This window comes from Phytohabitans houttuyneae (assembly GCF_011764425.1).
In the GTDB taxonomy this organism is placed as follows: Bacteria; Actinomycetota; Actinomycetes; order Mycobacteriales; family Micromonosporaceae; genus Phytohabitans; species Phytohabitans houttuyneae.
The window spans coordinates 1,799,375-1,816,659 of sequence record NZ_BLPF01000002.1; the positions used below are offsets into that span (position 1 = coordinate 1,799,375).

Below are 17,285 nucleotides of genomic sequence, written 5' to 3' on the forward strand. Positions count from 1 at the left end.
TTCGGGGGTACCGGCGGTGCGGGCCGATGCCGTACCTTCAGACGCCGTGATGCCCACGCTCGCCGGCGTCTGCGCCCGCTGCCCGTCGACCACCGTGTCCGTCTCCGGCGCCGTGCCCTGGTGTCCGAGCTGCGAGTGGAACCTCGACCTGTACGAGCCGGACCGCCGCCGCCCCGAGTTCGGGTGGCGATGGATCGACCGGCGCACGCACCGCCTCGCGACGCGCCTGACCCGCGGCCAGTTCACCCGCCTGCTCGCCGGCGGCCCCGACCGCTCCGGCGGCGGGTTCGCCCGGGTGGCGACGGTGGCCGCCTCGGTGGTGCTGCTGGCTTTCGTCGCGTTCCTCGCCGCGTTCGGCGTGTGGCTCGTCGTGCACGACTTCCCGACGCTGACCATCCCGTTCGGCCTCGCGGCGATCGGCCTGGCGTTCATGCTGCGTCCGCGGTTCGGCCGCCTCGACCCGTCCGCCGTGGTGCTCGACCGCGATCGGGCGCCGGCCCTGTTCAGGCTGGTCGACGAGGTGGCGGCAGCGGTCGACGCGCCGGCGCCTGCGGTGCTGGCGGTCAACGACGGCTTCTCCGCCTACGCCACCTCGATCGGCATCCGCCGCCGGCGGGCGCTGTGCCTCGGCCTGCCGCTGTGGGCGACCCTGCCGCCGCAGGAGCGGGTCGCCCTGCTCGGCCACGAGCTGGGCCACTTCGTCAACGGCGACGTGCGCCGCGGCCTGCTGACCCAGCCGGCGTTCACGATGCTGGGCGAGGCGGCCGATCTCGTGCGCCCGGTCAGCTCCAGCATGGTGGAGAACAACGGGCCGGCGACGCTGCTGGCCGAGGTGCTCCAGCGGATGCTGTCGCGCCTGCTGTTCGGCGCGCACGTGGTGCTGCTCTGGCTCGGCCAGCGGGACGCCCAGCGCGCCGAGTACCTCGCCGACCAGCTCTCCGCGCGGGCCGGCGGCTCGGCGGCGGCCGCCAGCCTGCAGGACGCGCTCGTGGTCTTCGACTCGGTCGAGATGGTCGTGCGCCGCGACATGCGGGCCGGCCACGGCCCCGCGCAGTGGCGCCGCTCGGCGGACGAGGCGCGGCTGTCGGCGAGCGAGCGGCTGGCGGCGCTGCGCCAGCTGTCGGTCCGCGACGAGCCGTCGCTGTTCGCCTCGCACCCGCCCTCGGGGCTGCGCGCGCGGATGATCCGGGAGCGCCCAGCACACAGCCCGGCGGTCACCCTGACCGAGGGCCGGGCCGAAGAGGTCGACCGCGAGCTCGCCAAGCACTACGAGCGGGTCGCCCGCGACGTCAGCTGGGGCGGCTGAGTCGCCGCCGGCTCCCCGTCCGGAGGGCGGTCCGCGCGGCGGGACTCGCGGTGACCGGGGGACCGCCGACGGCTGCCGGCCGGCGATCCCCCGGGCAACTCCTGTGTGGAGTGTCGGGCCTCAGCGCTGGTTACAGCGCTGCCACTTGAAGTGGTAGACGGTCGAGATGTCGCCGTCGGTCGAGTCCATCGTCACGAAGCTGGTGCCGGTCGAGGAGCCCCGGGACACGCGCAGCTCGGTGTTGATGTTCAGGTTGCGCAGTTCGCCGCAGGGTCGCCAGACCAGGGCGGCGACCTCCACCTCGTCGGTGGCGATCCAGTTGTCGTCGAGCGGCGCGGTGAGCGGGTGTGTGGTGAAGCTGCCCTGCGACATGCCCTGGAAGTAGTAGTTGGCCCGCTGGATCGCGGTGGCGCCGCGCTCCACCAGCGCGTACCCGCGGTGGTCCACCTTGGCGATCGCGAAGGTGAAGCCCTGCGGCACGTGGACGAGCACGTTGATCTGGCAGTTCTTGCGTCCGTCGGCGACCGGCAGGCCCGGGCCGGCCTGCGCCAGGTAGTCGCTGTAGATGACGGTGAAGGCGGTGTTGTCCGGCGAAACCGCCACATCCGCGGTGCCGGGGCGGCAACCGGAGCCCGCCATCGCGATGAGGTCGATCACGACCTGGTCTGCCGGCGGCGGGATCGGCTCGTCCAGGAAGCCCTCGGCGGATGCGGGCGTCGAGCCGATCAGGGAGGAGGTCAACAGCGCCAGTACAACACCACTACGCACCAATAGCTTACGCATGGGACTCCTTTCGAAGCGGTGCGATGATGCGCGCGCGCCGGCCAATGTTATAAGTCGAATTGAAGGATATCAATGGCTGATTGTGGGCATGCTGCCCTGATTCAATCATTAATGAATCCTTCTAATTAAAGGTGCGCCGCGATGCGGTCCGCCAAGTCTGATCTAAGGTGCCAATCAACCGATATCAGGCCAGATCGCCGGACGTTTTCCGCGAGTACTTCCGTTTTGATCTAGCAATCGCGGCGCTGTTCGCAGTCGTAACATTATTTCGACGTCTATTTTCGATATGACAGGCATCAATGTCTTGTGTGATCTGTAAACGGCTGGCTACGATCCCACGCGAGACGCCCAAACCCCAGGCGGCCACCAGTCGTCTCCAGCTTCCTCGCGACCGAGGGTCGGCGCGAGGCTGTCCGGCGACAAGGTGCGCGGCGCGGAGTCATCAATCAGTTTTCCCAACCTGAGGAGATCCCATGACGGTAGGACCGATCGGCGCCGGACGCGCGATCACCGTCGCGCTCGCTGTGGCACTGGCACTGTCTCTGGCCGGGTCCGCCTATGCCGGGGTCACCGGCTCGGCGGCCGAGGTGGAGGCGGTCCCGGATGACGCGATCCACATCGACGTGGTGGCGGCCAACGGCTCGGGCTGCCCGCCCGGGACCGTGCGCGTCATCACCAACTCGGACCGGACCGGCTTCCGGCTCAGGTACAGCAGCTTCGTCGCCGAGGCCGGCGGGAGCGTCGACATCACCGACCGCCGCAAGAACTGCCAGGCCGCCCTGCTGGTGACGGTCCCGCCGGGCTGGACGTTCGCGGTCGCCTCGGCCGAGTACCGCGGCCGTGCCCGGCTGGACAGCGGCGCCACCGCGCTGCACCGCACCAACTACTACTGGCAGGGCTCGTCGGAGAACAACCAGGCGGACCACACCTTCGCCGGCCCCCTGAACGGTGCCTGGCGGGCCGACGACAAGGCGTACGCGCTGGTCTACAAGCCCTGCGAGGAGCAGCGGATCCTGAACGTCAACACCGAGCTGCGGGTGGACGAGGGCAGCTCGACCAGGCGCAACAGCATCTCGATGAGCTCGAGCGAAGGTGACGTCGACACCCTGTTCACCTTCACCTGGCGGCGGTGCTGATCCCCCAGCCGCCGGCTGGGCGCGGTGGTCACCGACGGCCCTTGGTGACCACCGCGCCGTCGTGCGTTTGGGCCGGACCGGCGGGGGTAGGCCGCAGATCATGACGGACGAAACGGGCGACCGCTCGCTGGCGCGGCTGCTGGACGGCGTGTACGCCGCGCAGGAACGGGCGACCCGCGACGACATCCTGCGGCACGCCCTCGCCGCGGACCTTCCCGCCGACCTGCGCACCCGACTCGACGCGCTGCCCGAAGGGGAGTACGCCCTGGACGAGGCGGCGGAGGCGCTCGGCACCCCCGAGCCCGGCTGAGCGGGCCCTACCAGGGGCGGCAGAGGGTGCGTGCCAGGGCGGCGCCGACCGCGGCCCCGGGGTCGGCGACGGGGTCGTGGGCCCGCCACGCGACCACGCCGTCCGGGCGCACGAGCGCGGCGCCACCCGGTCCGAGGCCGAACGCCGTGGTGAACCCGCCACCCGGATCCGCCACGTCGCCGCCGTCGCCGACCCGGCACACGTCCAGCGGCACGCCCAGCCGCTCGGCGGCGGCCACCGCGGCCGGCGCCCACGCGGCGCCGTCCGGGCCGGTGAAGAGCACCGCGTCGCGGCAGATGACGTCCAATGTGGACAGCTCGGTGCCGGCGCGCCGCACGCTCACGTGGGGGCAGCGCACGCCCGGCCGCCCGCTCGGCGCCCGCGGGTCCTCCCACGCCGCGCCGTCGTCCGGGCCGTCCTCCAGGATCGACCTGGACCGGTAGCGGTACCCGAGGTCGATCAGCGCGTCGTCAACCACCGGATCGAGGCCGTCGGTGCCCAGCCCGGATCCAGCCGGGTCACGTAGCGCGTGTACGCCTGCTCGACCGTCAGCCGCCCGACCGGCAGCCGCTCCGCCTCGTACGTGTCGAGCAACTCGGTGCCGGCCCGCCCGTCGAGCACGTACGCGAGCTTCCACGCCAGGTTGTGCGCGTCGTGCACGCCGGTGTTGCCGCCGTAGCCACCCGTCGGCGGCATCACGTGGGCGCAGTCGCCGGCGAGGAAGACGCGGCCGGCGCGCAGCCGCTCGGCCCACTCGGCGGCGGCGTTCCACCGCTGCACGTCCTCGATCTCGACCGGCAGGTCGGGCGCGCCGAGCGCCTCCCGCACGTACCGGACGCAGTCCGCCTCGGTCGCGTTCTGCCCGATCGCCGTCGTGCGCCGCCCGTCGCCGTCCACGGCCGTGTTGACGACCAGGAAGCCCGACCGGCCGTCGAAGGAGAACCTGAAGAAGCCCTGCAGGCGCGGGCCAACCACGTAGACGACGCTGAGGTTGCGGCCGCGCAGCAGCGGGCGCACGTCGCCGCGGAAGTAGATCGTGATGCTGTCGGAGAACGTGCCGTGCCCGGCCGTCCCGATGCCCAGCTGGCCGCGGACCGCGCCGCGCACCCCGTCGGCGGCCACCGCGTACGCGGCGTGGACGGTGGACTCCTCGCCGGTGCCCCGGTCGCGCACGACCGCGGTGACGCCGGCCTCCTCGGCCCGCAGCGAGACGACCTCGCAGGAGTACCGCAGCTGCCCGCCCAGCTCGGCGGCCCGCGCGCGCAGCACCGGCTCCAGCCCGATCTGGGTCACGAAGATCCGCGGCGACGGGCTCAGGTGCTCGACGCCCGCGTTGATGTTTTCGAAGAACCACTGCAGCTCGCGCCCGCCGAGCGAGTCGACCGCCACGATCGCGCCGTTCTGCGCGAACTCGCGCTCCGCGGCCGCGACCACCTCCTCCTGCAGCCCCACCCCGCGGTACAGCTCCACCGTCCGCTGCATCAGGAACGCCGCGCGGGGTGGATCGCGGTGCCGGGATGGCGCTCGACGACCAGGTGCTCGACGCCGTGGTGGGCCAGGAACAGGGACGTGGACAGGCCGACGAGGCTGCCGCCCACCACCAGCACCGGAGTCTCCACGTGCCGCATACGCAGGAAGGTACTCCGCGGCGAACGACCGAGTAAAGAGACGGATATCGATCCATCGGGTGCGTGAGACCTTTGCCCGCCGGCATCCGTCAGGGAAGCGAGAGACCGCTTCGAACCTCACGGGAGGACGCACGATGGGACCGCGCATACCTGACATCAACACGCACCTGCCCGAGATCGGCCAGGTCGCCGGCGCGCTGGCGAAGGCCACCGGAAACGGCTCGGTGCCGCCGGTCACCAGCAGCCTGGTCTACCTGCGGGCGGGCCAGATCGTGGGCAATACGTACCAGGTGATCCGGCACTCGACGGACCTGCGCAAGGCCGGCGAGCCCGAGGACCGGATCGCCGCCGTCGCGACCTGGTGGGACGCGCCGTGGTTCAGCGAGGCCGAGCGGGCGGCGCTGGCGCTGACCGAGGCCGTGTTCCAGCCGGCCGAACGCGGCCGCGAGCGCGTGCCCGACGACCTGTACGCCGAGGTCGCCAAGCACTACGACGACAAGGCGCTGGCCACCCTCATGACGGTGCTCGCCTCGGCCGGCTTCTGGATGACCGTCGCGATGGTGCTCAAGCCGCCCGCGGGCCAGGAGGCCGGAAAGGCCTGACGCGAGCGGGTCGCGGTCGCGTATGACGGGCGCGCGTTGTTATAGACAAACTTCTATGCAACGCTTTGTGGGTATGAGGCGCTTCATCATCGCGACCGCGACCGCCCTGCTGGCGGTCGCCGCCGCCTCCGGCACCGCCGGCGCCGCGAGCCAGCCGACGCCCGCCAACCCGTACGAGGGCGCCCGGGTGTACGTCAACCCCGAGTGGAGCGCGAAGGCGCTCACCGAGCCCGGCGGCGACCGGGTCGCGCACCAGCCGACCGCGATCTGGCTGGACAGCATCGCGGCCGTCCACGGCGACACCGGCGCGATGGGCCTGGCCGCCCACCTCGACCAGGCGGTCGTGCAGGCGGCCGGCGAGCCGATGGTGGTCCAGGTCGTCCTCTACAACCTGCCCGGCCGCAACTGCGGGCGGATGGCCTCGGACGGCGAGCTGGGCGCGAGCGACCTGCCGCGGTACAAGGCGGAGTTCGTCGACCCGATCGCCGCGATCCTCGCCCGGCCCGCCTACGCCGGGTTGCGCATCGTCACCGTCGTCGAACCGGACTCGCTGCCGAACCTGGTCACCAGCACCGGCTGGCGGTACGGCGCGACCCTGCTCTGCGACACGATGCTGGCCAACCGCGGCTACGTCGACGGGATCGGGTACGCGCTGGCGGCGCTCGGCGCGCTGCCCAACGTCTTCAACTACCTCGACGTCTCGCACCACGGCGTGATCGGCTGGGAGGACAACCTCGCGCCCACGGTGAGCCTGCTGGTACAGGCCGCCCAGGCGTCGGGCAGCACCACGGCGGCCGTGCGCGGCTTCGTCACCAACACGGCCAACTACTCGGCGCTGCGCGAGCCGTTCATCCCGATGGTCTATCCGTACCGGTACTCGCGCTGGGTGGACTGGAACCAGTTCAACGACGAGGTGACCTTCGCCGGCTTCGCCGCCGGCATCGGCTTCCTGGTCGACACGTCCCGCAACGGGTGGGGCGGCCCGGCCCGGCCGGTCGCGCCGTCCACGTCGATGGACCCGAACGTCTTCGTCGACGAGTCGCGCATCGACCGCCGCGTGACCAAGGGCAACTACTGCAACCAGGCCGGCGCCGGCCTGGGGGAGCGGCCCACCGCCGCACCCGCCGAGGGCATCCACGCCTACGCGTGGATCAAGCCGCCGGGCGAGTCGGACGGCGCGAGCATCCCGATTCCCGGCGCGGCCGCGTTCGACCGCATGTGCGACCCGACCTTCACCGGGCCGCCGCGGGGCAGCAGCACCCACACCGGGGCGCTGGCCGGCGCGCCGCCGTTCGGCGCCTGGTTCCCGGCGCAGTTCCAGCAGCTCATGCAGAACGCCTACCCGCCCCTGTAACCCCCTACCCGGACGCCGGGTAGGCGCGGGTCTCGGCGGCCTTGACCGCCGCCCACACCGGCTGGCCGGGGACGAGGTGCAGGTGGGCGGCGGCGGCCGGCGTGATGTCGGCGGCGACCACGATCGGCCCGTCGAGCTGGATGCGCAGGTTGTCACCGTGGCGCTGGATACCGGTGATCGTGGCCGGCCAGACGTTGCGCGGGCTGCCCTCGGGCCGCTGCGGGTGCAGCGCCACCGCCGACGGCGGGAACGCGACGAACGCGTCGCCGTCGAGCCGGTCGGCGGTGGACAGCGCGAACCCGTCGGCGACCCGGACGGTGTGCCCGCCGGCGGTGCCGCGGTAGAGGTTGAGGCCGACGAGGCGGGCGACGTAGTCGGTGCGGGGCCGGGCGGTGATGGTGGCGGCGTCGCCTTCCTGCACGATCACGCCGTGCTCGACGATGACCAGCCGGTCGGCCAGCACGAGCGCGTCGAGCGGGTCGTGGGTGACCAGCAGCGTGGCGCCCGGGTGCTCGGCGAGGTGGCGGTGCAGCTCCGCCCGGGTGTCCAGCCGGGTGCGGGCGTCCAGCGCGGCCAGGGGCTCGTCGAGCAGCAGCAGGGCGGGGTCGACGGCGAGCGCACGGGCCAGCGCCACCCGCTGCGCCTGACCGCCGGACAGGTGCCGCGGCTTGCGGGAGGCGTGCTCGGCCAGCCCGACCCGGTCCAGCCACCGCGCGGCCCGCTCGCGGGCGTCGTGGCGGTGCACGCCGTGGCGGCGCGGCCCGAACGCGACGTTGTCCACAGCGGACAGGTGCGGGAAGAGCAGGTAGTCCTGGAAGACCACGCCGATCGGCCGCCGCTCGGTCGGTGTCCACACGCGACGGTCGGGCCGGTCGAGGTCACGCCCGTCCACCCGGATGTACCCGTCGGTCAGCGGCTGCAGCCCGGCCAGCGCGCGCAGCGCCGTGGTCTTGCCGGCGCCGTTGGGCCCGAGCAGCGCCACCACCTCGCCCTTGTCGATGGCCAGGCGCACGTCCAGCCGGAACGTGCCGCGGTCGACGACGAGGTGCGCGTCCAGCAGCGCGGGGGCGGTCATGGGCTCGCGATCCACTTGTCGCGGAGGCTGGCGAGGATCGTGACGGAGACGGCGAGCAGGATGAGGCTGAGCACGATCGCGGCCTGCAGGTCGGTCTCCAGCGCGAGGTACACGGCCAGGGGCATGGTCTGCGTCCGGCCGGGGAAGTTGCCGGCGAACGTGATGGTCGCACCGAACTCGCCCAGCGCCCGCGCCCAGCACAGCACCGCCCCGGCGGCGACGCCGGGAGCGACCAGCGGCAGCGTCACGTGGGTGAAGGTGGTCCACCGGCCGGCGCCGAGCGTCGCCGCCGCCTCCTCGTAGCGGGTGTCCGCGCCGCGCAGCGCGCCCTCGACGGCGATGACCAGGAACGGCATCGCGACGAACGCCTCGGCCAGCACGACGCCGGTGGTGCTGAACGGCAGCGTGACGCCGAACGCCGAGTCGAGCCAGCTGCCGACGATGCCGCGGCGCCCGAACACCAGCAGCAGGGCCACGCCGCCGACCACCGGCGGCAGCACCAGCGGCACGGTGACGAGGGCCCGCACCAGCCGGCGGCCGGGAAACTGGACGCGGGCCAGCAGCCACGCGAGCGGCACGCCGAGGACGAGGCACAGCAGCGTGGCCAGGGTGGCGGTCTGCAGCGACAGCCGCAGCGCGGTGAGCACGCCCGGCTCGGTCAGCCGCTGCGGCAGCGTGGTCCACGGCGCCCGGATCAGCAGCCCCGCCAAGGGAAGCACGAGGAAGAGCAGGCCCAGCCCGGCGGGTACCAGGAGCGGCAGCGGCACCCGCCCACCGACCCGCCGGGACGCGCCCGCCGCCGTCACGGTGCCTGGAACCCGGCCGCGGTCAGCACGGCCTGGCCCTTGCCGGACCGCACGTACGCCACGAACGCGTCCGCGGCGGTCTTGTGGGGCGCGTCCTTCAGCACCACGATGGGGTAGTCGTTGACGGCGCCCGCCGACTCCGGAAACTCGACGCCGTCCACATCGGACGCCGCGGCCTTGACGTCGGTGCGGTACACCAGCGCGGCGTCGACCTCGCCCAGCTTCACTTTGGACAGTGCCGCCTTCACGTCCTGCTCCAGCGTCACCGGGGTCAGCCGCACGCCGGCCGCGTCGAGTGCCTTCCTGGCGGCGGCGCCGCACGGCACCTGCTCGGCGCAGAGCGCGACCTTCACGTCCGGCCCGGTGAGGTCGGCGAGGCCGGTGACCCCTTTGGGGTTTGCCTTGGGCACGGCGATGACGAGCTGGTTTCTCACGAAGGTGACCGGCGTGCCGCCGCCGTTGCCCGCGTCGGTGACCGTCTTCATCGTGGTGGGCGACGCGGCGGCGAAGACGTCCGCCGGGGCCCCTTGGTTGATCTGCGTGGCCAGCTGGGAGCTGCCGGCGAAGCTGAACGTGACCTTCGTGCCCGGGTTGACAGCCTCGAAGTCCGCGCCGATCCGGGTGAACGACTCGGTCAGCGACGCCGCCGCGAACACCGTCACCTCGCCGGTCACCGCCGAGCTGTCCGCCCCCGCCGCCGGCTCGTCGCCGGCACCGCAGCCGGCCACCGCCAGCAACCCGACCGTGGCCAACGCGGCCAGCCCGGCGCGGATGCCACCTGTGCTCACGCGCTGGCCCTCCCTCTGCCGCCGGCGGGTGCGGACCGCTCCACCACCACCGTCGTCGACTTGATCACCGCCACGGCCACCGAACCGACCTCGAGGTCGAGCGCGTCCACCGCCTCGCGGCTCATCAGCGACACCACCCGGAACGGCCCGGCCTGGATGTCCACCTGCGCCATCACGGTGTCCTTGACGACGGCGGTGACGATGCCGCGCAGCCGGTTGCGCGCGGAGGACTCCTCCGAGCGCTCCTCCCCGTCGACCGCCTGCGACCGCACGAAGCCGGCGAGGTCGGCGCCGGCGATGACCCGGTGCCCGTGCTCGTCCCGGCCCGCGGCGAGCCGGCCCGCGTCGACCCACCGGCGCACCGTGTCCGCGCTGACCCCGAGCAGCTCGGCGGCCTCACCAATCCGAAACACCGTCACACCGAGCAGCCTAGCCCCCAGCACATGCCATGCAAACAGGCCAGTTTGGTTCGCATCGTCCAGGGTGCTGGACTCGTTGGCGCCGCAACTGCATGATGGTGAGATGGCCGCTCGACCGCAGCTGACCGACGAGCAGGCACGCCGCTGGTCGGAGGTGCTGGCCCACCTCGCCGCCGCGATCCCGGACGGCGCCCCGTCGGTCGTCGTCGACGGTGGCGCGCACACCCGGATGGTCGCCGACCGGCTGGCGGAGACGCTGCGCGCCGCGGGACGCGCCTGTGCCCGCCTCACCCCGGACAACGGCCGGCCCTCCGGCGGGATCGCGCTCGCCGATGGTCCGGGGTGGCGCGAGCGCCCGCCGGCCGGGCGGTGGGACGTGGTGATCTGGCTGCGCACGCCTGTCGCCGGCGGGGGCCGGCCCGCCGAGCGGCACCAGGACGCCGACATCGTGGTCGACATGTACGACCCCGGCTGGCCGGTGATCCGGCACCTCACCGCCCGGCTGGCCCGCCACGGCCACTGGTACGTGACGGAGTCCAGGGCGTTCTTCGCCGCCCGCGCGCACACCTGGGACACGAAGTTCGGTGACGACCTGCCGGCGTACGCGGCGGCCGTCGCCGATGCCGGCATCCCGCCGGGCGGCGTGGTCGTCGACGCCGGCTGTGGCACCGGCCGGGCGCTGCCGGCCCTGCGCGAGGCGGTCGGCCCCACCGGTACCGTCATCGGCCTGGACCTGACCCCGCAGATGCTGGCCGTCGCCCGCCCCCGGGCGGAGGTGGCGGGCGCGGTCCTGCTCCTCGGCGACGCCCACCGCCTGCCGGTCGGCGCCGCCCGCGTCGACGCGGTCCTCGCCGCCGGGCTGATCACCCACCTGAGCGACCCCGCGACCGGCCTCACCGAGCTCGCCCGGATCACCCGCCCGGACGGCCGGCTCGTGCTCTTCCACCCCTCCGGCCGCGCCGCGCTCGCCGCCCGCCACGGCCACGCCGTGCGTCCCGACGACCCGCTCGGCGAGGGGCCGCTGCGCGCGGCCATGGAGCGGACCGGGTGGCGGCTGAGCGTCTACGACGACGCGCCGCACCGCTTCCTCGCCGTCGGCCGCCGGCGGCCCTGACCAGAGTTGCGGTCAGGAGAGCCGGCCGACGCCGGGCCGGAAGCGGCCGACCCGTGCCGCGTACGCCCGGTAGACCGCGCCGTGGACCCGCGACAGGTACGGCTCCTCGACCATGCGTACCTGCATCTCGACCGCCGCCACCAGCACGGCGGTCGCCGCCAGCGCGATCGGGTTCGGCGCCATCGCGGTCAGGCCGAGGCTCGTCGCGGCCATCGCCGTGAAGGTCGGGTTACGGGCCAGCGCGAACGGACCCCCGGTCACCAGGCTCGTGCGCTCGCCGAGCCCGGCCATCACGCCCGCACCGCGGGTGTGCACTGTGGACAGCACGCGATCCCGCGCCAGGCGTCCCGGCCCTCCTTGACCGCGACGGCGGCGATGACGAGCGCGGCGGCCGGGTCGGCCCACCACCAGCCGAACAGCGAGTTCAGCACCAGCCCGGCCAGCAGGACGGCGGACAGGTACGTGCACAGCAGCGTCTGCCGCGAGTCGGCGACCGCGGACGCCGAGCCCAGCTCGCGGCCCGCGCGGCGCTGCGCGGCCGACAGCACCGGCATCACGGCGAGCGACACCGCGGCCAGGCCGATGCCGACGGTCGAGTGCTCGGCCCGCTCGCCGCCGGCCAGCGCGCGCACGGACTCGACGGTGACGTAGGCGGCCAGGGCGAAGAACGAGAACGCGATGACCCGCAGCGCGGTCCGCTCGCGGCGGCGGTGGTCGGCCGCGGTGAACTGCCACGCCACCGCGGCGGCGGACGAGACCTCGATGACCGAGTCGAGACCGAACCCGACCAGTGCGGTGGACGAGGCGAGGCTGCCGGCGGTGATGGCGACGGCGGCCTCCACCGAGTTGTAGGCGATGGTGGCGGCGACCAGCAGCCGCACCCGCCGGGCCAGCACGCGCTGCCGGGCGGACGGCGGGGCGGCGGCGGCCACCAGCGGCAGCGGCTTGCCGGCCATCAGCAGCAGCCGTCCGTGTCCGCCGACGGGCAGGCGGCCGGGTCGACGGCAAGCACCAGGCCCAGCAGGTCGCCGAGCGCGTGCGCGAGCCGCGGGTCGGCCAGTGCGTACCGCGTGCGCCGGCCTTCCGGGGTGGCCACCACGAGGCCGCAGCCGCGCAGGCAGGCCAGGTGGTTGGAGAGGTTTTGCCGGCTGGTGCCGAGCAGGTCGGCCAGGTCGGCCGGGTATCCGGGCGCGTCCCGCAGCGCGAGCAGCAGCCGCGCCCGGACCGGGTCGGACAGCGCGTGCCCGAAGCGGGCCAGCACCTGTCCGTGCGTCAACGTCTCCACGGCATCGTCTCCACGGCGAAGACGATACAGCGAATGCTGTATTCAGCGGAAGATGTATCGTCTCAGCAGTCGCAGCCCGCAGTGCCGCATCCGGCGTGCGCGGCCGCGCGGCCGGGGGTGCGGCGGCGGTGCAGCCACCACATGCCCAGCGCGGCGGCGGCGAGCGCGGCGGCCGCGGCGACCAGCGTCTTCCGCAGGATCGCCGCGCCGGCCCCGGTGAGCACTCCGGCCGCGATGAGCAGCGGCAGCGCACAGCACGCGGCGCAGGCGAGGGCGGCCAGCGCGCCGGTCACCTTGCTGCGGGTCGGCGGTTCGCGGTCGAGGCGCACGGGCGTCCGCAGGCTCACGCGGCCGCCTCCGCGCGCGGCCGGTCAGGGGTGCCGAGCACGGCCGCGAGCAGGTCCGCGGCGCCTTCCGGCATCCGCACCTCGAGCGTGAGGCCGGTGCCGTCGATGACGAGCGTGTACGAGCCGAAGGAGCAGCAGCGGTACTCGGCGGCGGCCAGCCGGGCCACCGCCGCGGCCAGATCGAGGTCGAGCGGGAAGCGCAGCGCCAGCCCGGTCGCGGTGTCCGGCAGCGGCTCGCGGGCCCGCACGCGAGCCAGGACCCGCTGCCACGCGCCGATCCGCTCACCGGCCTCGCCGCCGTCGGCGACGAGGTCGCAGGTGAGCGCCTCCTGCCCGTCGGACGCCGGCTCCGCGATCCGGTACGAGCCGGCGGGCACGGACAAGGCGGTACCGCAGGGGCAGCCGGGTCCGCAGCGGCCGGCGTGCGGCCCGGCACCGGCCAGCGCGGCGGAGGCGGCCTGCAAGCGGGCGGCCTGCTCGGTCACCGGCAGGCTGTCCGCGGTCGCCCGCGCCCACTCGGCCGAGCCGGCGCCGGCCTCGGTGGCGCGGCGTATGAGGGCGGCGATCTCGCCTTCCACGGCGGCGGAGCGGCTGGCGAGCGCCTCCTCGAGCCGGTCGCGGGCCACGGGGCAGTCGCCGGAGCGCCACGCCGAGGCCAGTTCCCTCAGGTCCGCCTCCGGGATGCCGAGCCGGCCGGCGCGCTCCTGCAGCCACGCCACGGACTCCGCGCGCCGCGCGAGCGACTCGAGCACCTCGGTGTACGCCGCGGGCACCGTGATGTCCAACGTCAGCGCCTCATCGCCGGTGGCCGGCTCCGGGGTGATGGTGAAGGTGAAGAACGAGCAGCACTCGCTCTCCCGCGCGGTCAGGTCGCGTACCGTCTCGCCGAGCCCCGCCGGGCCGGACATCGCCATCCGCAGCCGCGCCTCGCCCACCCGCTGGACGCCGCGGACCGCGGTGGCGAAAAGGTCGTCGAACTCGGCCAGCCGCAGCGGCCGCTCCACCGTCGGCAACGTGCACGCGTCCGGTACCTGGAAATCCGTCATGCGTCCGACCGTATGGCTGTACCTGGGTACCGGATGCAACCCCGAAACCTGGTGGCCCGGCGCGACGCGTGGTTCCATTTCGATCATGACAGTGCAGCCACCGGCAGGTGGGGTGGTACGGGAAGAGGTCATCGCCCCCGAGCCCGCGGAAGCCCTCGCCAACCTCCTGGACGTCGAGATCCCCGGCGACGTGCTGCCGCCGATGTGGCACTGGGTGTACCTGCTGGAGCGCCGCCGCACCGCGGACCTCGGTCCGGACGGCCACCCCACGTCCGGTGTACCGGCGCCGCCCGGCCCCGGACTCAAGCGGATGTTCGCCGGCGGCCGGGTGACCACCGCGCGGCCGCTGCGGATCGGGCGGCGCGCGACGCGGCGCAGCTGGGTGACGCGGACCAGCGAGAAGGTGGGGCGCAGCGGCCCGCTGACGTTTCTGACGCTGCGCGGCGAGATCAGCCAGGACGGTCACGTCGCGATCGTGGAGGAGAGCGACCTGGTGTACCGCGCGGCGGACGCGTCCTCGCCGACCGCCGGCGCGCCCGCGTCCGAGCCACCGGTGGGTCCGCGGCTGCGCCTGGCCGTCGACGAGGCGTTCTTGTTCCGCTTCTCGGCGCTGACCTACAACGCGCACCGCATCCACTACGACCTGGGCTGGGCGCGCGCGGAGGGGTACGCCGGCCTGGTGGTGCACGGTCCGCTGCAGGCGCTGATGATGGCCGAGTTCGCCCGGCGGCACGGTGACGGCCTGGTCGGGCGGACCTTCGCCTTCCGGCTGGTCGCGCCGATGGTGGGCACCCAGACGCTGACGGTGTTGCCCGGGCCGGACGGCGCGCAGGTCCTGGACGCGGGCGGGCAGATCACGGCGCGCAGCGAGTTCGTTCCTGGAAACGTTGCCGGCGATTCGCCTGGTCAGGCCTGACCCGACGGTCGCGACCGCGTTCGGGTCCGCTCGACCACTTGACCGCACGGTCATGATCGGGTCAGGATTAGAATCGTTTCCAGCCCGAGAAGATGCAGGCCGGAGGGGTAGGTCGGATGGCGCGGATGCGGGTGCGGCAGGCGATTGCGGCGGCGTTGGCCGACGCGATGCGCGAGGACGGTTCGGTGCTGCTGTTCGGGGAGGACGTGGCGGCCGCCGAGGGCCCGTTCAAGACCTCCGAAGGACTGCTGGCCGAGTTCGGGCCGCTGCGGGTGCGGGACACCCCGATCTCGGAGATGGGCTTCGTCGGCGCCGCGGTCGGCGCCGCCGCGGTGGGCATGCGGCCGGTCGTCGAGATCATGTTCATGGAGTTCCTCGGCGTCGCGCTCGACCAGCTGGTCACCGAGGCGGCCAAGTTCCGCTACCTCAGCAACGGCCGGGTCAGCGTGCCGCTTGTCGTGCGCGCCAGCATCGGCTCCGGCCTCGGCTTCGGCACCCAGCACAGCCAGACGCTGGAAAACTGGCTCACCGCCACGCCCGGCCTCAAGGTCGCCGTGCCCAGCGACGCGCAGACGGCGTACGGGCTGCTCCGCGCCGCCATCCGCGACCCCGACCCGGTCGCGATCCTGGAGCCCCGCGCGCTCTACGCCGAGCGCGGCGAGTGCGTCACCGGCGAGGAGGGGATCGTCCCGCTCGGCACCGCCCGGGTCGTCCGCGAGGGCGACGCGGTCACCGTCGTCGCGCTCGGGCAGACCGTGCGCGCCGCGGTGAGCGCGGCCGAGCGGCTCGGCACCGGCGTCGAGGTGATCGACCTGTCCACACTCGTGCCCTGGGACCGCGACACGGTGCTCGCCTCGGTGGCCAGGACCGGCCGGCTCGTCGTGGTCGAGGAGTCGCCGTCCAGCGGCGGCTGGGGCAGCGAGGTCGTGTCGGCGGTGACCGCGGCGGCGTTCCGGGCGCTGCAGGCACCGCCGTTCCGGATCACCGCGCCGGACGTGCCGGTGCCCTACAACCGGGGGCTGGAGGCGCGCTTCAGCCCGTCCGTCGACGAGGTCGAATACCAGCTGAAGACGTACCTGGACACCGGCGAGGTGCCGGATCCGTGGTGGCGGCGTGAGGGAGTGGCGGCATGACCCTGGTGAGGTCGAACGACCCGGAGCGGCGGCGTGCGGCGCTGGCCGACCCGGTCGCGCGCTACGAGCGGATGTACGAGATCCGCCGCTTCGAGGACCGGGTCAACGATTTGTTCGCCCGCGGCGCCATCCACGGCACCACCCACCTGTGCGCCGGCCAGGAGGCGCTCGACGTCAGCCTGGCGCTGGAGCTGCGCCCCACCGACACGGTCAGCGCGACCTACCGGGGGCACGGCATCGCGCTCGCGCTCGGCATGACCGTCCACTCCGTGCTCGCCGAGATCATGGGCAAGGCCGACGGGTGTACCGGCGGCGTCGGCGGCTCGATGCACCTGTCGGACCCGGACGTCGGCCTGCTGCCCACGTTCGCGATCGTCGGTGCCGGCCTGCCGGTGGCCGCCGGTGCCGCCCTGGCGTACCAGACCCGCGGTGAGGACCACGTCGCGGTCTGCGTCTTCGGCGACGGCGCGGCCAACATCGGCGCCTTCCACGAGGCGCTCAACCTCGCCGCCGTCTGGAAGCTGCCGGTCGTCTTCGTCTGCGACAACAACGTCTACGCCGAGTACAGCCGGATCGACCTCACCACCCCGCTCAGCGACCTGCACCGCCGGGCCGGCTCGTACGACATCCCCGGCGTGCCGGTCGACGGCATGGACGTCACCGCGACGCGGGCGGTGCTGGCCGAAGCGGTCGCGCGGGCCCGGGCCGGCGAAGGGCCGACGCTGGTGGAGGCCAAGACCTACCGCTTCGCCGGGCACTCCCGCGCCGACCAGGCCACCTACCGGCCGGCGGGTGAGCTCGAAAGGTGGCGCGAGCGCGACCCGCTCACGCTGGCCAGGGCCGAGCTGCTGGCCGCCGGCGCCGCCTCCGAGGACGACTTGACCGCGCTGGAGAAGGCGGTCGGCGAGGACCTCGACGCCGTCGCGGACGCGGTGGCCGCGCTGCCCGACCCCGAGCCGGCGGCCATGTTCCGCAACGTGTGGGCCGCGGCATGAAGGTGACCGTCAAGCTGCCCCGGGTGGCCGAGACCGTCGACGAGGTCGTGATCATCGAGTGGGAGGTCGCCGTCGGCGCCACCGTGGCGGCCGGCGACCCGCTCGTGAAGGTGGAGACCGACAAGGCCGTTGTCGAGGTTCCGTCCCCGGTGGCGGGCGTGGTGCGGGAACATCTGGTCAAGGAGGACGACGAGGTGCGCACCGGGCAGCCGATCGCCGTCATCCAGGCGGGCTGAGGAGGA

General features: G+C 73.7%; 21 protein-coding genes and 1 pseudogene. 10 read left to right on the top strand and 12 right to left on the bottom strand.

Features of this window, described 5'->3' with window-relative positions; translation table 11 throughout:
• The first annotated feature begins 49 nt into the window (after nucleotides 1-49).
• Complete coding sequence (locus tag Phou_RS31305) at nucleotides 50-1,306, top strand: M48 family metalloprotease (protein WP_173064818.1); 1,257 nt, start codon at nucleotides 50-52, stop codon at nucleotides 1,304-1,306.
• Nucleotides 1,307-1,426: 120 nt separating this feature from the next.
• On the opposite strand, the gene Phou_RS31310 is transcribed toward Phou_RS31305, so the two are convergent.
• Complete coding sequence (locus Phou_RS31310) at nucleotides 1,427-2,089, bottom strand: DUF4360 domain-containing protein (protein ID WP_173062645.1); 663 nt, start codon at nucleotides 2,087-2,089, stop codon at nucleotides 1,427-1,429.
• Nucleotides 2,090-2,562: 473 nt separating this feature from the next.
• Here Phou_RS31310 and Phou_RS31315 point away from each other — a divergent pair, with 473 nt between their 5' ends.
• Nucleotides 2,563-3,225 carry a DUF4360 domain-containing protein gene (locus Phou_RS31315; RefSeq protein WP_173062648.1) on the top strand — a complete coding sequence of 221 codons (663 nt, stop codon included), beginning with the start codon at nucleotides 2,563-2,565 and terminating at the stop codon, nucleotides 3,223-3,225.
• 100 nt (nucleotides 3,226-3,325) lie between these two features.
• Nucleotides 3,326-3,535, top strand: a complete 210-nt coding sequence (locus Phou_RS31320) for a DUF2795 domain-containing protein (RefSeq protein WP_173062651.1) — start codon at nucleotides 3,326-3,328, stop codon at nucleotides 3,533-3,535.
• Between the two features lie 7 nt (nucleotides 3,536-3,542).
• On the opposite strand, the gene Phou_RS31325 is transcribed toward Phou_RS31320, so the two are convergent.
• Together Phou_RS31325 and Phou_RS31330 are read right to left on the bottom strand one after the other, a co-directional pair.
• On the bottom strand, nucleotides 3,543-4,013 hold the full coding sequence (locus tag Phou_RS31325) for an aromatic-ring hydroxylase C-terminal domain-containing protein (RefSeq protein ID WP_173062654.1): 471 nt from the start codon (nucleotides 4,011-4,013) through the stop codon (nucleotides 3,543-3,545).
• Nucleotides 3,995-5,163: pseudogene (locus Phou_RS31330) on the bottom strand (FAD-dependent monooxygenase). The gene Phou_RS31325 and the pseudogene Phou_RS31330 overlap by 19 nt, the downstream one beginning before the upstream one ends.
• A 134-nt stretch (nucleotides 5,164-5,297) precedes the next feature.
• Between Phou_RS31330 and Phou_RS31340 the strand changes: the two are divergent.
• Both Phou_RS31340 and Phou_RS31345 read left to right on the top strand, forming a co-directional pair.
• A complete protein-coding gene (locus Phou_RS31340) occupies nucleotides 5,298-5,765 on the top strand; it encodes a carboxymuconolactone decarboxylase family protein (RefSeq protein ID WP_173062663.1) in 468 nt (155 codons plus the stop codon).
• A 73-nt stretch (nucleotides 5,766-5,838) separates the two neighbouring features.
• Nucleotides 5,839-7,119, top strand: a complete 1,281-nt coding sequence (locus Phou_RS31345) for a glycoside hydrolase family 6 protein (RefSeq protein ID WP_246273983.1) — start codon at nucleotides 5,839-5,841, stop codon at nucleotides 7,117-7,119.
• Nucleotides 7,120-7,123: 4 nt separating this feature from the next.
• On the opposite strand, the gene Phou_RS31350 is transcribed toward Phou_RS31345, so the two are convergent.
• Genes Phou_RS31350 through Phou_RS31365 form a run of 4 tightly spaced genes read right to left on the bottom strand, consistent with a single transcriptional unit; the run spans nucleotide 7,124 to nucleotide 10,207 of the window.
• Nucleotides 7,124-8,194 carry an ABC transporter ATP-binding protein gene (locus Phou_RS31350; protein WP_173062669.1) on the bottom strand — a complete coding sequence of 357 codons (1,071 nt, stop codon included), beginning with the start codon at nucleotides 8,192-8,194 and terminating at the stop codon, nucleotides 7,124-7,126.
• Nucleotides 8,191-9,000: an ABC transporter permease gene (locus Phou_RS31355; protein WP_173062672.1), complete on the bottom strand. Its 810-nt coding sequence runs from the start codon at nucleotides 8,998-9,000 to the stop codon at nucleotides 8,191-8,193. The genes Phou_RS31350 and Phou_RS31355 overlap by 4 nt, the downstream gene beginning before the upstream one ends.
• The gene (gene modA, locus Phou_RS31360; RefSeq protein ID WP_173062675.1) at nucleotides 8,997-9,788 is read right to left on the bottom strand and encodes a molybdate ABC transporter substrate-binding protein; all 792 of its coding nucleotides are present in this window, start codon (nucleotides 9,786-9,788) and stop codon (nucleotides 8,997-8,999) included. The genes Phou_RS31355 and modA overlap by 4 nt, the downstream gene beginning before the upstream one ends.
• Nucleotides 9,785-10,207 carry a TOBE domain-containing protein gene (locus Phou_RS31365; protein WP_173062678.1) on the bottom strand — a complete coding sequence of 141 codons (423 nt, stop codon included), beginning with the start codon at nucleotides 10,205-10,207 and terminating at the stop codon, nucleotides 9,785-9,787. The genes modA and Phou_RS31365 overlap by 4 nt, the downstream gene beginning before the upstream one ends.
• Before the next feature lie 103 nt (nucleotides 10,208-10,310).
• Between Phou_RS31365 and Phou_RS31370 the strand changes: the two genes are divergently transcribed.
• Nucleotides 10,311-11,321 (top strand): class I SAM-dependent methyltransferase, encoded by a 1,011-nt coding sequence (locus Phou_RS31370; RefSeq protein WP_173062681.1) that lies wholly within the window; start codon nucleotides 10,311-10,313, stop codon nucleotides 11,319-11,321.
• Nucleotides 11,322-11,333: 12 nt separating this feature from the next.
• Here the strand turns inward: Phou_RS31370 and Phou_RS31375 are convergent, their stop codons facing one another.
• From Phou_RS31375 to Phou_RS53300, 5 genes are all read right to left on the bottom strand, one after another.
• Entirely contained in the window at nucleotides 11,334-11,636 is a 303-nt protein-coding gene (locus Phou_RS31375) for a methyltransferase family protein (protein ID WP_246273984.1), read from the bottom strand.
• Complete coding sequence (locus Phou_RS31380) at nucleotides 11,612-12,277, bottom strand: cation efflux transmembrane domain-containing protein (protein WP_173062685.1); 666 nt, start codon at nucleotides 12,275-12,277, stop codon at nucleotides 11,612-11,614. The genes Phou_RS31375 and Phou_RS31380 overlap by 25 nt, the downstream gene beginning before the upstream one ends.
• Nucleotides 12,277-12,606 (bottom strand): ArsR/SmtB family transcription factor, encoded by a 330-nt coding sequence (locus Phou_RS31385; protein WP_173062688.1) that lies wholly within the window; start codon nucleotides 12,604-12,606, stop codon nucleotides 12,277-12,279. The genes Phou_RS31380 and Phou_RS31385 overlap by 1 nt, the downstream gene beginning before the upstream one ends.
• Before the next feature lie 62 nt (nucleotides 12,607-12,668).
• Nucleotides 12,669-12,953 (bottom strand): mercuric ion transporter MerT, encoded by a 285-nt coding sequence (gene merT / locus Phou_RS31390; protein ID WP_173062692.1) that lies wholly within the window; start codon nucleotides 12,951-12,953, stop codon nucleotides 12,669-12,671.
• The gene (locus Phou_RS53300; RefSeq protein ID WP_246273985.1) at nucleotides 12,950-13,999 is read right to left on the bottom strand and encodes a hypothetical protein; all 1,050 of its coding nucleotides are present in this window, start codon (nucleotides 13,997-13,999) and stop codon (nucleotides 12,950-12,952) included. The genes merT and Phou_RS53300 overlap by 4 nt, the downstream gene beginning before the upstream one ends.
• A gap of 85 nt (nucleotides 14,000-14,084) precedes the next feature.
• On the opposite strand from Phou_RS53300, the gene Phou_RS31400 reads away from it, so the two are divergent.
• From Phou_RS31400 to Phou_RS31415, 4 genes are all read left to right on the top strand, one after another.
• Nucleotides 14,085-14,915, top strand: coding sequence for an HTD2 family dehydratase (locus Phou_RS31400; protein WP_173062695.1), 831 nt, complete (start codon nucleotides 14,085-14,087; stop codon nucleotides 14,913-14,915).
• A 116-nt stretch (nucleotides 14,916-15,031) separates the two neighbouring features.
• Nucleotides 15,032-16,048, top strand: coding sequence for an alpha-ketoacid dehydrogenase subunit beta (locus Phou_RS31405; protein ID WP_173062698.1), 1,017 nt, complete (start codon nucleotides 15,032-15,034; stop codon nucleotides 16,046-16,048).
• Entirely contained in the window at nucleotides 16,045-17,043 is a 999-nt protein-coding gene (locus Phou_RS31410; RefSeq protein ID WP_173062700.1) for a thiamine pyrophosphate-dependent dehydrogenase E1 component subunit alpha, read from the top strand. Before Phou_RS31405 ends, Phou_RS31410 begins: the two co-directional genes overlap by 4 nt.
• Complete coding sequence (locus Phou_RS31415; RefSeq protein ID WP_173062702.1) at nucleotides 17,040-17,279, top strand: biotin/lipoyl-containing protein; 240 nt, start codon at nucleotides 17,040-17,042, stop codon at nucleotides 17,277-17,279. Before Phou_RS31410 ends, Phou_RS31415 begins: the two co-directional genes overlap by 4 nt.
• Nucleotides 17,280-17,285 lie beyond the last annotated feature (6 nt).

Bases quoted from the DNA above. Each gene is read 5' to 3' on its own strand.
- Phou_RS31380 (WP_173062685.1), bottom strand. From the start codon at position 12,277: ATGGCCGGCAAGCCGCTGCCGCTGGTGGCCGCCGCCGCCCCGCCGTCC.
- Phou_RS31340 (WP_173062663.1), top strand. From the start codon at position 5,298: ATGGGACCGCGCATACCTGACATCAACACGCACCTGCCCGAGATCGGC.
- Phou_RS31415 (WP_173062702.1), top strand. From the start codon at position 17,040: ATGAAGGTGACCGTCAAGCTGCCCCGGGTGGCCGAGACCGTCGACGAG.
- Phou_RS31410 (WP_173062700.1), top strand. From the start codon at position 16,045: ATGACCCTGGTGAGGTCGAACGACCCGGAGCGGCGGCGTGCGGCGCTG.
- Phou_RS31315 (WP_173062648.1), top strand. From the start codon at position 2,563: ATGACGGTAGGACCGATCGGCGCCGGACGCGCGATCACCGTCGCGCTC.
- Phou_RS31370 (WP_173062681.1), top strand. From the start codon at position 10,311: ATGGCCGCTCGACCGCAGCTGACCGACGAGCAGGCACGCCGCTGGTCG.
- Phou_RS31310 (WP_173062645.1), bottom strand. From the start codon at position 2,089: ATGCGTAAGCTATTGGTGCGTAGTGGTGTTGTACTGGCGCTGTTGACC.
- Phou_RS31350 (WP_173062669.1), bottom strand. From the start codon at position 8,194: ATGACCGCCCCCGCGCTGCTGGACGCGCACCTCGTCGTCGACCGCGGC.
- Phou_RS31405 (WP_173062698.1), top strand. From the start codon at position 15,032: ATGGCGCGGATGCGGGTGCGGCAGGCGATTGCGGCGGCGTTGGCCGAC.
- Phou_RS31320 (WP_173062651.1), top strand. From the start codon at position 3,326: ATGACGGACGAAACGGGCGACCGCTCGCTGGCGCGGCTGCTGGACGGC.
- Phou_RS53300 (WP_246273985.1), bottom strand. From the start codon at position 13,999: ATGACGGATTTCCAGGTACCGGACGCGTGCACGTTGCCGACGGTGGAG.
- Phou_RS31305 (WP_173064818.1), top strand. From the start codon at position 50: ATGCCCACGCTCGCCGGCGTCTGCGCCCGCTGCCCGTCGACCACCGTG.
- Phou_RS31345 (WP_246273983.1), top strand. From the start codon at position 5,839: ATGAGGCGCTTCATCATCGCGACCGCGACCGCCCTGCTGGCGGTCGCC.
- Phou_RS31400 (WP_173062695.1), top strand. From the start codon at position 14,085: ATGACAGTGCAGCCACCGGCAGGTGGGGTGGTACGGGAAGAGGTCATC.